A 13,101-nucleotide genomic window follows, 5' to 3' on the forward strand; every position below is an offset into this window, starting at 1 on the left:
GCACGCGCAGGCACGCAATACCCACTTACATCTTCCTGACCAGGCTAATGCACTAATACAGACTTCCAGCCGAAATAATTACTTCGTTTGGTCCAAACATATTCACCGGCGTATGGATGCTCTGGCCAAATACCCGTGCGATCATCGAGCATGGGACTTCGTAGCCGCAGATGATGGATCTCAAATTCCTTTTGATCACGAATATATAGGGCTAGAACAGCTGCTAGACCACCACCGGCGCTGCTGCCGCTGGGCACCACCCTTTCTTCGAATGTGACAGGGAACATCTCTGTTACATCGATTTTCGGTATCATTTTTTCTTGATTTTCACGTGATTCCATTAACATAGTTTCGGAAAGATTGCTTGTTGGTATTAAGTCAATGGCACTGACAATCTCCAGGTCAATCAGATGCCTGCTTCTGCTTTTTTGATCGCTGATCGTCACCATTTCCTCACTTTCTTGATGTCCAATATTCATTAGTCATACTAAACATATGGTGCCATTCTCTATTCGAGCTTTTGGCTGGTGTCCATTTTATTACTCATTGCCATGTGGTATCTTCTATTGTGTCCACTACTCCTCTTCCGCCTATTCCTATTCTAAAGAGTGCAATAAGCCTTACATATGCAGACAACAGCTTAGAATGATTTTTGACATAAGTATATAGCAATAAGTTTGCTTGCCCTGAACGGATTAATCAATCCGAGTGTGGTACCGTTCCATAGTGTTCTAAAAACAATATGATTGCCTAAGGCAACAATCATTATAAAATTCCAAATAAAAATAGGGCACATTCTTGGTGGTAGAAAGCGCCCTAACCATATAAACACTACGTTGTATACAGTATCTAACATAAAAAGATATATACACCAGATCGTTCCTAATGATATCACTTTACAACTATTAGCTATAACGAAATAAACGATGGCATCATTCAAATTACTGAAAATTCAATCTCGCTTGGTTAAAGCTATTTTCTGCCTCTACGTATCGATTCTCTAGATGGGCTAATTCTTGTTCCGCCTGCAGAATTTCTCCAGTACCTAAATGCCCCTGTTTCAATTGTGTAATCATCATATTGTAGTTGTTTGTAGCAAGTTCAACTGCCCTCTTACATGTCTGTAAGATTTTATATCCGTCCTCATAACTTTGGTATAGACTGTACATAGCAAAATTATTCGCTCTTTTCATCTTTTCTAGTTCTATATTCGCTTTTTCCAAATTGTTTCTAGCAATTTTCCCTGGATCAGTAGAGGGAACTGAATATCGATTAACCAAATCGACATGTAACTGTGCGATTTGTACATCCCCCTTTTTTTGAACACTAACGCTTGTATCTGATGCTAGTGACGCAATAGCATCTTCAAACATGATAGGAGGGTCTTCCGTCGCGGCATCCTGCTCAGGCAAAAGCAACCAATCTTTCTTAGCATCTACACCTAATATTTCATTTTGCTTGATTTTCGTTTCACTCCAATTCCGTTCAGCCTCTAACCACTCAACCTGTGTACTAGCTAATCTTGTTTCCACCTGCATAATATCTTCTACCGTAATGCTTGTGGGCTCGTGTCTGCTTGCCATTTCCTTTACCACTACTGACAAATCATTCACTCTTTGATAGCGATGTTTTTTCCATTCTTTTTTGTTATATGCTTCTAATAATTGATAGTAGGATACTATTGCCTTTGCATTTAAAGTACCTGGTACCGTGTCATGATAAAGCTTACTTACGCGTGCACTCAGATCTCCTTCTGCTTTTGGGATGTACTTTTGTACGGCAAGTGCCACCGAATCAATTGAATCAGCATCGATCAATCGATAATCCCTGTTCGCGAGTCGCATATTTAGTTCATCATTTTCAGCGTTAATACGAGCAATCGACAACTCTGGATCTGCAGCTTTCACTAGCTCTATTGCTTTTTTAATGGTGAGTATTTCTGGACTATCCATATCGATGGTAGTATTTTTTGCAGCAAAGCTAGGTGATGAGGAACAAAAAATGAAGGTTAAAAAAGTTACTGAAAGAATTGAGTTAAACCTCACTCTATTCATTATGAAATCTCACCTCATTATGATGGGGTAGTTACATCAGTGTTCAAAGGTTGCTTTAAAGGAAGCTGCCTTCAGCGGTGTGATCACAGTGAGTTAGAGGAAAAAAATGAGTGACGAATACCCGATGCTCAATTGATGAAAATGAAGACATGACTGACTGCTCGTTCATTTCGCGATTCAGCCTTTCTTCGAGGCAATCGTTTAGTGAATGCTCGAATAGTTTGAATTCATTGAGCCCAGAGCTACTATGATCAGCTATTACTCCTGTTCCAGTTGGGCAAGCCGTTGTATCCCTTTCACCATTAACACATTCGCTTGTGTCATCCATTTCAGTCGAGGATTTAAAGTAATGCATTGTAGAGTAAAGCAATCAACTTTATTTGTATCAAGTGGGACCACTTTTTTGGCGAATTTTTGAAAATAAGCTGGCGTATAGGGAACATTCTCTCCTATTGCAAAATAGGAGACATAATCGTGAATAATCGATTGGACAACCTCGCTGTCGTACGTCGCTTTTTGCTGAATGGCATCAATTACTCGACTGGAGATTTCCTGCATATATTGATCCCACGTTGGAATATCTATTTTGTCCAACAGAATCATGTTCAAGTATGGTGTCGCGCTGAGTTTTGCTTCTGCAATAAATTCAGGTTGATCCAGCATTTTCTCTATTTCATTCAAAGCAGCAATTTGTTCGGCCGACAATTTACCTTCTTCATCAAAACAGGTTTTCAGCCTCTTTAGTAATGCATCTCTCCACGCATACGGGACCTCATCCGGAAACATCAAGTCTTTCATTTGTTCGAAAATTAATTGTTTCCGTTCTGCTGAACTTAGAGCAATTGATTCTACCATTTCGTGCATATAATGCAGCGAGTCTTCCCCGTAGTCACTTTGAGCAGTCTGCTGCAAAATCTCTTTAATATTGGTAAGTGTACGAATTTGGGCACTCAAAGCCTCAATTTGCCAATTAATAACTTTGGCAACCGATTTTTCTCCAGAAATCAGATTGCGAATCTCTTTCATGTCAAAGCCAAGGTATCGAAGGGTGAGAATCAGCTTCAATCTCCAAATTTCTTCAGTCGTGTACAGACGATACCTCCCTGACGTAACCTCTGCAGGTTTAAGCAGACCAATTTCGTCGTAATAACGAACCGTTCGGACATTTGAGTCTGTCAATTTGGCCACTTCACCAATCGTATACTTTCTGACAAAAGTGGAACGTCCGCATGTATCTTGTTGTTTGATGGCGTTTCGGCTATCTGATTGCAAGCTAGCACCCCCCATGTTCATCATAAACTCTCCAATGATTGGAGACCAAATGGAATTTTTTAGCGAAAACAAATGGAATAAAATCAGTTTGGGAAAGTTTGGGTGTTGCTATGATTTCTCTCTATGTGTATTGGGGTTATCTTGCTTTCTCTTTGATCAATGGAACCATGCCGCCCAAGCTCATACGAATCACGTTACCTTGAAAGTCTCGGGTAAATCGCACCACGTTTTCGTTACCAGCTACGTTTAGGGCAAAGCCATCCTCTTCAACTGATCTCAACGGAATTTTCGCTTTGTTCATGGTAAGCACTAAATTTCCTTCTTCCACTTCTACTGTCATCCCAATGCCGGCATGGGCTTTGTACTTGCCTACATACTCAGGGAAACGACCTTCATCTATATCATACTGAGGATAGGTGTATGCCAGGGTATCCACTGGCAGTGACTGCAAACTGCAAACTAGTCCAGACATCATAGTACCGATAGGGGCGCTCATCGTATTGTTTAGAATCGTAGCTGTTATCCCTGTTTCTTTCATAATGAGCATTTGTGCAGCGACCCCCTTAATGCCTCCTGAATGCTCAATTAAACGAATTCCGTGATAATTTGGATGAATGATTAGTCCGTAGCCATAGTACTGATTTGAGCCCAGCTTTACATGTGGTGAAATCATTTGTTCCACGCTTTTTGCTGATAGTATTCGTTCCTTGCCTACCAGACCGTCGTTGCGGAATATCTCGGTATAACTCAACATATCACGGACTGATGCTTTTAGAAATCCTGCGGCACGCATAGCCGGAGCGTCCCACCAGATAGGGGCTGCGTATACTTCGTGGGCTCCGTCTGCGACTCTGTTGGCGTAACAAGTTGCAAGATTAGCATAATCCCCGAGCTCCTCCACAAGAAATACACTATGCTTCATTCCCGCAGGTTCCAGGATATGCTTCTTCACATACTGCTCGTATGGCAGCCCGCTTCCCCTTTCAATGACCAGGCCTAACAACCCGTAAGCATCATTGTTATAGGCAAGCTCCGTTCCCGGAAGACCAAGCAATTCAAAGTCGAACGAAGCGATATAATCCAGAAGGTCTGTATACGTATCAATCGACGCATGATTGTAAATGTCGTATTCAACCTCTCCAGCAGCTGGATCATCCAGCATGCTCCTCTTCATCGCGTAGCCCAAAGAGGGTAATGCTGGCACCCCTGATGAATGTGTCATGAAGTGATGAATGGTAATGTTCTCGACGCTTTTGCCACCTTTTAACCGAAATTCTGGAATATACTTTACAATCGGGTCATGTACAGACAGCTTGCCTGCTTCCTGCAACTGCATAATGGCTACACAGGTAAAAGACTTTGTAATGGAACCGATGCCAAAAACCGTATCCAAAGTGATGCCTGCTTTCGTCTCCACATCCCTGTAGCCAAACCCTTGATGATAGACTAGTTCACCCTCTTTTGCCAAGCCGACAGAGGTACCTGGAACCTTGGCGTCCTCCGTTATTTTTTTCATGTATTCTTCAAAAGACTCTGTCCAACCCAGTGTTTTCATATCCATACCTCTCCTCCCATATCTTTTTGTGAACGTTGTTAGCTTTAGCGGTTAGGACTTTTTGTAACCGCTTCCAAACGATTGACTGATTCCCCTCCATTTTTCTAAAAGAACCTGTTCTCTCTCATGATATACTCTCCAGTGATTGGAGACTCAATGGTTTTTTTAAAAAATACATAAAAATTCCTTCCTGGATATGAATTTACGACTCATATCCAGGAAGGTGATGGTAAAACCAGTTTTGACTTGGGACTCCTTGAAAAAAATGCGCATTCGGAAAAAGTAGAACCAAATGATGAGGGTGGATTCAACTAAAACACCGTCAAAAGTAGGAGGAAAACCGTCTAGAGTGGGGATTAAACTAAAAAGCGAGGCACTGGTTTCCCCCCAGCTACCTCTCTTTTGTAAATTTGCACACAATGATGAATTTGGATGCTGCTACGTTACGCAACTTCCGGATGTAAAAACCTATGCGATTCGTTGACAACGTGTCAGGGTCAAAAACGAGGAACGCTGGCTCATGACGTTATCAAGCGTGATAGCTCCTTGAGTTGCCCTAACCTTGAAATCGGATCGACATATAGCCAGTCTGTAGTCAGGATAGTGACGCGCCCTGCATGAACAGCAGGCAAATTTCGCCAGATGTCTCCCTGACGCACTTGATCGAACAGCTCTCTGGCTTTACTATCAACCACGACGAGCATGTAATCCCCTGCATACAATGGCATCTCCGCGACATCCTTACTCTGCTTAAATGGAAGCTGTGGCTGTTCCCGTCTTGCTCGTTCAATTGCTGGAGGGGGTGATAGACCGCAATCCGACTCTGCTCACTGTGAAGGTTAACATAAAGCCGAGGGGATATACCTACATGCCGTTTAAATGTCCGACTAAAATGAAACGGATCGCTAAAGCCACTTTTAACAGCTACCACCTGCTGTACAGACTCTGAAGTAGAGGTCAGTAATTTCTTGGCTTCAGAAACCCGGCTGTGAATGATATAGTTCATCGGACTTATACCTGTCAGCTTCCGGAAAAGTCGTGAATATACTCCCCTCTGTAATCAGAGCAATATCGGTCCATACGTATATTCGGTGTAATCCCATACCCAGAAACTCCTTTACCTAGTTCCCTTACTATCTTGTAAGTAATTTCACAACGTCATCCAGTTGCTGATCAAGAGACAGTACATCAAGTGGGAACCATAGTGCATTATCTACTACATATACTTTGTTGTTTTTTACTGCAGGCAAATTTTTCCACAGATTACTATCCAAAACCTGATTCAAAAAGTTCGGATCATTATCAAATTGTACGACAAAAAGACGGTCTGCGGAAGCATATTGTGGCAACAATTCCATCGAGATATCCATGCCCAATGGACGCCTCTCCTTCTCCCATTCTGACTTTACGCTATCAAGCATGGGAAGCTTCAGTGCTTGAAACAACGTATAACCAACGTTCTGGTCCGCATAAACACGCAGCTGTCCTGCTTTGAATCCACCGATCACGACAGCACCAAACGATTCATTCGGAGAAACGACAGCAGCAAGCTTCTCTTTTGTTTCTAGTGTTTTTTTATTGTAATCTGCAATCCATTTCTCTGCCTTTTCAGGAATACCTAGTGCATCGGCTGTATCTTTGAGATGATCAAAGGCATCCTTGTTCTCCCATGTAATGACAACGGTTGGCGCAATCTTGCTCAGCTTATTAATAAGCTCTTGGTCATCTTCCATTGTCAAAATGAGATCCGGGTTCAATGATAATGCCTTTTCCACATTCAGTTCGTTTACTGAGCCTAAATCCTCAATACCATCAATTTTATTACGTACAGATGCGAAATTCGTCAGCAAGTGTTTAGGCGCCGCAATCGGTTTTACACCTAGCGCAAGCATTTCCGGCAAATATTGTGTCGTAATAATACGCTGCGGATGTGTCGGAATTTCTACTTGACGGCCACTGCCATCCGTCCACATGCGTGTATTCGTTGTCACTTCACCTTGCGTCGTTTCTTTCCCCTGATTATTTTCATTGCTTTGACCATTGCCACTGCTTTGATTATTGCTATTGCCTCCGCAGGCGGACATAACGAATGTGATGGCCAGCATGAAAATGGCGATACGAAAATTACGAAGCTTCATTGTACTACCCCTCTATTTGTAATGATAATCATTCCCAATATAGAGAGTATAGCAGATTCTGCGCTGAACGAACATGCGCGAAATGGACAACTATATGAAGCATTTGGACTTCTAGATAAGGGAGGAACCAAGCGCGTTCATCAAAGACAAAAAAAAAGTCCCCTTTTTGCGAAAGAGAACTTTCCTTCATCAATTATTTCCTCTTTGAAGCTTTTCTAACTCAGCTTTTAATCTTGCATTCTCTTCCAACAGCTTTTGTACATCTGGGACCTCTTTGCCAGAAAACCATCCGTGAAGATCCTCTCTTCGTTGATATGCTGGCATTTGATCACGAATAATCAGCTTAATGTGCCTTTCATCGTCAGCGTAGTAGGTTGGAATGGTTTCCATCACGGATTGCTTAAACTCTTGGAGCCTCTGATAGCTTTCGATTGTTACAAAGTCGTATGGCTTTCGTCTTAATGCTTCATCTGTGACCACGAAAGCAAATCTAGGTTTTCCAACTTCCCCGGCATACTCAAATTTCCATTGCGTATAGCTCTTTGAGTCATCGGGAAGCATGTTTCCATAAAGCCCACCTAGAAGCAGGATAAAAACATCAGATTCATCGATCCATCTCTTAGAAAATTCTAACGAAACTTCATTGAAGAAAAGCTCGGTTCCAGTAGGGATGTGTCCAGCACGCAGTATCGCTTCTACAGCGGCATGTCTTTCTTCAATTAAATCGATATAAGTAGAACAAATAAAGACTTGTAATTTTTTTCGCATAGGCCACCTACATGTCATAAAAGTAATCAAAATATTACCATTCGCTCACATTATTTGTCAATCTCGATTAGGGGTAGATAGGTGGAATGAATAAATTTTTAATCTTTTCCAGCTAATTTATTGACATAGTACCGACCCAGACCTCTGACATCAATGTATCCGTTTATGTCCTCAAGCTCATCTATGTCGTCAAATTCGATCGTCACTTCTTTCCAAAGAGAAGCAGGATCACTAACTTCGTCCATCATAGTGAAGTAATCACATAAGTCACCCAGTTTGAAAGTTCCATAATGGATGGGGATGTTTTCTTGTTTCGTTTCCGCTGAAGCATGTTTCAAATGATAACTGAATCGCTCAAGCTCACCTTTTGTTGTAATATCACGTACACCTAAATCATGAACCATAAATTTCCTTATTGCCCGACAAGTTGCGAAGTATGCATCATCACTGTCGATCGCATGGGCGAGCTGATATAAATCATCTGCCAGGAAAACCTCACCGAAACGATTCCTTTTATAGTCCAAGCCCTTAAAAACCAAGTACTCGTGCTTTTCAGCATGGTACCTGATTCGGATTTCATCTCTAGTGCCCTCATTTATTACGTGTACCGTTTTATATCCAGCAACTTCTTTTGTGCGAAAAAGCATAAAGTTGTGAACTCCATGCAACAACTCATCAATACTGATCTGTTGTTGTACAGCATAAGCATCTACGATCTCAAGGATGTTGTTAGCTACCTTCAAAAAGTCCTGCAAACTCGCGACGGTTCGTTCATCATTTTCATGGAAAGTGACAGTGCTTCCAGGTTTTCGTGTATCGATTAATCTTCCTTCTATCGTCATCCACTTTCCCGTGCCGATTTCTGAATGTAAGAGTTGAACCTCTAATACTCCGGTATGTGGCACATCAATTTTGGTCCCTTCACTAAGAATCCTTGCAAGTTCATTTGCATACTCAAATACAAGCTTTTGAAGTTCCTCTGCAAGCCCATCTCTGATTTCCCTTTGTTTAACGATTTCGCTCATCATGTCTTGTAAACTCTTGTCAGTCATTGTAACCACCTTCGTTTTTTTCATGATTACGAAATTACTGGGCCACTCCTATTTTGGCTGAGATTGACCTAGGCAATCGAAAACATACAATGCTTGCCGCTGCCAGTAAAACGCCTGTCAATCCGAATGAAAAGAAATGCGTTCCAAAAGCTTCATATCCCCATCCGGCAACAAAGACGCCAATCGCCCCACCGATCTGATGAATCAAATAACTCCAACCGTATAATACCCCTAACCAACGAAGGCCATAGATATCTCCCAAAATAGCAGAAGAAAGTGCCGTGCTTCCTGCCCATACAAGTCCTCCGATGGCAGAGACTACATACAATTGCCAGGACGACATCACCAGCACGATGGAAAGAAACCCAATCCCTCGAAAGAGATAAATGATGGAAAGCATCGTGCTTTTTGGATATTTATCGGACAACCCACCCAAAAAAACACTGCTGAACATGGCAACAAGCCCAATTAACCCAACTCCAAACGATGCGGTATGCTCATGAAAGCCGTGATCGGTTAACATCGGGACACCGTGAGAACCCAGTAAATTCATGCTAAAGCCACATACGAACAGCCCAAAGGAAATTTGCCAAAATGGAAGAGTTACCAGAGCATCCTGCCACTTGTTCAAAGGAATGCTTGCAGCTGCATGATTGGTCTTATTTTTCGTGGCCTGTCCGGGAAGCAGGTCAGTATTCGGCGGAGCATCATCGCGGATAATCAACCATGCAGACGGCACGATCAGCACAACAAACAAAGCACACAGCAGCAGCAAGGTTGTTTGCCACCCGAACCACTCAATCATGAATGTAAAAGCAGGTGTCATAAAGGCTACCCCGCCCATCCCTCCAGTAGACAAATAAAACAGTGCCTTCCCCCTTTGCCGAGTAAACCACTTACTGACAATAGGCGTAACGGCGATCGGGCTTGTAAAAGAAAGTCCAAGAGAAAGAAAAATTCCATAGGCAAGCGTAAAGCTGATCACATCATTTGTACAAATCGTCCATATAGTAGAACCTGTTATGATCGCAACTCCCACGAGTAAAACGAAGCGTGTGCCATATTTGCTAACGAGATAACCTGCTATCGGCATTCCAATACCGTACACCAGCATGCTTACAGAAAAAATAAAGGAAAGCACCGTACGACTGACTCCCAAGCTTTCCAGCATTGGTTTAAAAAATGGACTTGCTCCTAAACGGGTGCCAACTGTCAGCATCGTAATTATCGCAGTGACAATGACAATATTCCATCCAAAATACCACTTTCCCACACGCTCTGGTTTCATACATAAACCACCCATCCTGGCAATGTTTAGACTTCTTGGTTGGTGATGATTATAATCCTGATCTTTTGATAAGAAAAAGACATTTGTGTTATTGTAGGTATAAGCATCTCTTATATCATGGAGTTAGGTGGTTTTACGGCGCATGGAGCTTAGACAGCTGACATACTTTGTCGAGGTTGCGAGACTGAACAATCTGACACGTGCTGCAGAACGTCTTCGAGTCGCCCAGCCTGCGCTTTCGCAACAGATCGGGAATTTGGAGCGAGAGCTCGGGGTCAGGCTCTTTAATCGCACCGGACGTGGGGTAACACTCACTGAAGCAGGCAATGCTTTCTTTTTTGCTGCCGAAAAAACCTTGGCAGAAGCGGAAAAAGCGAAAGATGTAGCGAAAGGTTTCAGTAAACATCCAATTGGTAAAGTTACAGTTGGAGCTTTGGATTCCTTGGTTCAAACCAGGTTACCTCGCATGCTGGTTGCATTCGGTCAAAAGTATCCGGGGATTAAGGTGTTCATCCGGGAGAATACGACGAGTCCATTGCTGGAGTCACTAAAGAAGGGAGAATTGGATCTCGCGCTCGCTCATGAGTGGGACCATCAATATCCACAGCATTTAGAAAGGTTGATTCCGCCAGCAGGGATTGGCTCTACCTTTCTATATCAGGATGAGTTGGTTCTTGCTGTGGCCAAAGGACATCCGTTAGAGACAAGTGGAACCATTGCGATCAGTGAGCTCAGGGAAGAATCCTTCGTGAGCTTTAATGAGGGTTCAGGAATCCGTTCGCTGCTATATGCGAGCTGCGTCAAAGAAGGCTTCGAGCCACATGTCCGTTATGAATGCGCCTCTCCACGGATGCTGGTGGCGGAGCGGCTCGGGGTTTCCGTCCTCCCGCGATTAATGGCAGAGTTGCCTGGACCGCCGATTTCAATCCTATCCCTGGCCCCGCCTCTTTCTCGTACGGTTTCTGCATTTTTCTTCGAGGGACGATATCTTTCGCCTGCTTCGGAGATTTTTTTGCAATACGTTGAACAGTATTTTCGTTCCGAAAGCACCCTTTGAACGAAGGCAGCATGGAAAAATCCCCTCCAAATGAACAGGTAGAGTCATGCTCTTACCTGTCTACTTAAAAGGGATGAGATCATATAACCTTATTCAAAAACTAATGAATCCAAATCTCTTGGATATTCCGTAATCAGTTTATTACCACCTGCAGTTAAGACAACCGTATCCGAATGACGGAAGCCTCCTAGACCAGGTATATAAATACCAGGTTCTATTGTGTACACCATTCCTTCTTCAAGAACCAAGTCATTATCAAAGCGCAAGTAATGTTCTTCATGTGAGGATACGCCGATTCCATGTCCTACCCTATGAATGGCGTATTCTCCCAAGCCTGCTTTATGAATCACATCTCTGGCTACTTTATCTACCTGTTTGGCTGTTACACCCGGCTTTATAAACTCCATTGCTGTTTCCTGAGCAAGACGCATGACTTCAAAGGTTTTCCTTTGTTGCTTGCTTGGTTCCCCAATAAAGACTGTTCTTTCTAACTCAGCCCGGTAGCCGTTAAAGACTACCTGCCGAGTATGAATAACGGTATCCCCTTTCTGCAATATTTTTTGCCTTATTTACGTATTCATCCGTACATTGGTCGCCATTAACACTACCAAAGTTGTGATTCTTTTTCTATCCTTTGCTTGCACTTCTATTCTCATGCTTTTGGCTTTTCTTTTCTGGCAATAAAAAATGCACCCCTTAACGTTTTCATCGGTAAACCGTAGAGGTTTTCCAATGACTACTTTAAGAAGTGCCTATCAATAAGGAGTGCTGCTTTTATTTAAACACCGATGATTTTCAGCTCTTTCGGATAGGACGTTAACACCTCGGCACCATCCGTTGTCACCCACACATTATCCTCGATGCGAACCCCTGCAAACTGAGGAATATAGATCCCTGGCTCAATCGTGAAGACCATACCTTCTCTGACGAGATCGTGGTTGTTTCCGTGAAGGGATGGATATTCGTGAATTTCCAGACCGAGCCCATGCCCGACGCGATTGAGGAAATATTCGCCGTATCCTTTTTGCTCTAAAATATCACGTGCCGTCTGATCGATACTGGCAAATGTGACACCTGGCCGAACCGCCGCAATCGCTGCCATATTCGCTTGCAAAACCGTTTCGTACATTTCGGTCAGCTTTTCATTCACTTCTCCAACACCAAACGTTCGTGAAATGTCAGACAAGTATCCATCCACGACCACCCCAGTATCAAACAGGAGCAATTCTCCTTCCTGGATTTTGCGACTGCCCGAGACCCCGTGAGGTTGCGATGCTTTTTCACCTGACAAAACGATCGTGGAGAAGGCTGGAGCATCGGCTCCGAGCTTTTTCATTTGGTATTCCATCTCTGCAACGATGTCGGTTTCCGTTATACCTGGCTTCACATAAGAGATTGACGCTTGTAGCACCTCTTCGATGAGGAGAATCGCCTTCTTCATAATGGCAATCTCTTCCGGGCCTTTCACCATTCTCATCTCGCGCAAAGGCTCTCCGGCATCAACAGATTCAGTAGCGCCAGTCGCTTTCATGACATCGCGGTAGCGAGCCACGTGCAAATGCTCCTCCTCTACAGCGAGCTTTGCGATCGGACCAGCCAGCTTCTCTCTTAACAATGCATATGGATCAGACGAATCGCTGTGTGCATAAATAGCCGTCACTCTTGAGGCTAGTTGCGCTTTCTCCAGATCGAGCAACGGTACAATTAGAAACGGTTGCTCATCTTTAGGCAAAACAAGTCCCATAAACCGCTTGTTCGGCTCATTGAGAAAGCCAGTCAGGTAATAAATATGCTTTGGCAAAGTGATCAGCATGGCATCCACACCACCTTGTTCCATATAAGCATACAGCTTTTCCAGGCGCTCTTTCATGGACACTCACCAAACCCTTTCGTTTCCTTATAAGAGATGCTGCACAT

12 protein-coding genes and 1 pseudogene are annotated in these 13,101 nt (G+C 43.2%); 1 reads left to right on the forward strand and 12 read right to left on the reverse strand.

What is annotated here, in order from left to right; translation table 11 throughout:
• Positions 1-44 precede the first annotated feature (44 nt).
• The 10 genes and pseudogenes from ADS79_RS16965 to ADS79_RS17005 all read right to left on the reverse strand — a co-directional run bounded on the left by ADS79_RS16965 (position 45) and on the right by ADS79_RS17005 (position 10,127).
• A complete protein-coding gene (locus tag ADS79_RS16965) occupies positions 45-449 on the reverse strand; it encodes an alpha/beta hydrolase fold domain-containing protein (protein WP_236700012.1) in 405 nt (134 codons plus the stop codon).
• A gap of 492 nt (positions 450-941) precedes the next feature.
• Complete coding sequence (locus ADS79_RS16970; protein ID WP_049739599.1) at positions 942-2,054, reverse strand: TolC family protein; 1,113 nt, start codon at positions 2,052-2,054, stop codon at positions 942-944.
• A gap of 258 nt (positions 2,055-2,312) precedes the next feature.
• Positions 2,313-3,326: a MerR family transcriptional regulator gene (locus ADS79_RS16975; RefSeq protein WP_161807302.1), complete on the reverse strand. Its 1,014-nt coding sequence runs from the start codon at positions 3,324-3,326 to the stop codon at positions 2,313-2,315.
• A 136-nt stretch (positions 3,327-3,462) separates the two neighbouring features.
• A complete protein-coding gene (locus ADS79_RS16980) occupies positions 3,463-4,887 on the reverse strand; it encodes a serine hydrolase domain-containing protein (RefSeq protein WP_049739601.1) in 1,425 nt (474 codons plus the stop codon).
• A gap of 512 nt (positions 4,888-5,399) precedes the next feature.
• Complete coding sequence (locus tag ADS79_RS36170) at positions 5,400-5,609, reverse strand: hypothetical protein (protein ID WP_049739602.1); 210 nt, start codon at positions 5,607-5,609, stop codon at positions 5,400-5,402.
• A gap of 122 nt (positions 5,610-5,731) precedes the next feature.
• Positions 5,732-5,914: pseudogene (locus tag ADS79_RS36720) on the reverse strand (helix-turn-helix domain-containing protein); the annotation flags it as partial.
• A 100-nt stretch (positions 5,915-6,014) separates the two neighbouring features.
• Positions 6,015-7,019 carry an ABC transporter substrate-binding protein gene (locus ADS79_RS16990; protein WP_049739603.1) on the reverse strand — a complete coding sequence of 335 codons (1,005 nt, stop codon included), beginning with the start codon at positions 7,017-7,019 and terminating at the stop codon, positions 6,015-6,017.
• Between the two features lie 189 nt (positions 7,020-7,208).
• Positions 7,209-7,787 carry a DUF4062 domain-containing protein gene (locus ADS79_RS16995; protein ID WP_049739604.1) on the reverse strand — a complete coding sequence of 193 codons (579 nt, stop codon included), beginning with the start codon at positions 7,785-7,787 and terminating at the stop codon, positions 7,209-7,211.
• A 98-nt stretch (positions 7,788-7,885) separates the two neighbouring features.
• On the reverse strand, positions 7,886-8,839 hold the full coding sequence (locus ADS79_RS17000; protein ID WP_049739605.1) for a hypothetical protein: 954 nt from the start codon (positions 8,837-8,839) through the stop codon (positions 7,886-7,888).
• 34 nt (positions 8,840-8,873) lie between these two features.
• A complete protein-coding gene (locus ADS79_RS17005; RefSeq protein ID WP_049739606.1) occupies positions 8,874-10,127 on the reverse strand; it encodes an MFS transporter in 1,254 nt (417 codons plus the stop codon).
• A 142-nt stretch (positions 10,128-10,269) separates the two neighbouring features.
• Between ADS79_RS17005 and ADS79_RS17010 the strand changes: the two genes are divergently transcribed.
• Positions 10,270-11,184, forward strand: coding sequence for a LysR family transcriptional regulator (locus ADS79_RS17010; protein ID WP_049739607.1), 915 nt, complete (start codon positions 10,270-10,272; stop codon positions 11,182-11,184).
• Positions 11,185-11,273: 89 nt separating this feature from the next.
• Here the strand turns inward: ADS79_RS17010 and ADS79_RS17015 are convergent, their stop codons facing one another.
• Both ADS79_RS17015 and ADS79_RS17020 read right to left on the reverse strand, forming a co-directional pair.
• Positions 11,274-11,738: a M24 family metallopeptidase gene (locus ADS79_RS17015; RefSeq protein WP_049739608.1), complete on the reverse strand. Its 465-nt coding sequence runs from the start codon at positions 11,736-11,738 to the stop codon at positions 11,274-11,276.
• A gap of 224 nt (positions 11,739-11,962) precedes the next feature.
• Positions 11,963-13,054, reverse strand: a complete 1,092-nt coding sequence (locus ADS79_RS17020) for a M24 family metallopeptidase (protein WP_049739609.1) — start codon at positions 13,052-13,054, stop codon at positions 11,963-11,965.
• Between the last annotated feature and the right edge of the window lie 47 nt (positions 13,055-13,101).

This window comes from Brevibacillus reuszeri, assembly GCF_001187725.1.
GTDB lineage: Bacteria > Bacillota > Bacilli > Brevibacillales > Brevibacillaceae > Brevibacillus > Brevibacillus reuszeri.

What these genes read in the sequence shown, in the direction of transcription:
- ADS79_RS16970 (WP_049739599.1), bottom strand. Translation starts at nt 2,054, where the DNA reads ATGAATAGAGTGAGGTTTAACTCAATTCTTTCAGTAACTTTTTTAACC.
- ADS79_RS17020 (WP_049739609.1), bottom strand. Translation starts at nt 13,054, where the DNA reads ATGAAAGAGCGCCTGGAAAAGCTGTATGCTTATATGGAACAAGGTGGT.
- ADS79_RS17000 (WP_049739605.1), bottom strand. Translation starts at nt 8,839, where the DNA reads ATGACTGACAAGAGTTTACAAGACATGATGAGCGAAATCGTTAAACAA.
- ADS79_RS16980 (WP_049739601.1), bottom strand. Translation starts at nt 4,887, where the DNA reads ATGGATATGAAAACACTGGGTTGGACAGAGTCTTTTGAAGAATACATG.
- ADS79_RS16995 (WP_049739604.1), bottom strand. Translation starts at nt 7,787, where the DNA reads ATGCGAAAAAAATTACAAGTCTTTATTTGTTCTACTTATATCGATTTA.
- ADS79_RS36170 (WP_049739602.1), bottom strand. Translation starts at nt 5,609, where the DNA reads ATGCCATTGTATGCAGGGGATTACATGCTCGTCGTGGTTGATAGTAAA.
- ADS79_RS16965 (WP_236700012.1), bottom strand. Translation starts at nt 449, where the DNA reads ATGGTGACGATCAGCGATCAAAAAAGCAGAAGCAGGCATCTGATTGAC.
- ADS79_RS17005 (WP_049739606.1), bottom strand. Translation starts at nt 10,127, where the DNA reads ATGAAACCAGAGCGTGTGGGAAAGTGGTATTTTGGATGGAATATTGTC.
- ADS79_RS17010 (WP_049739607.1), top strand. Translation starts at nt 10,270, where the DNA reads ATGGAGCTTAGACAGCTGACATACTTTGTCGAGGTTGCGAGACTGAAC.
- ADS79_RS16990 (WP_049739603.1), bottom strand. Translation starts at nt 7,019, where the DNA reads ATGAAGCTTCGTAATTTTCGTATCGCCATTTTCATGCTGGCCATCACA.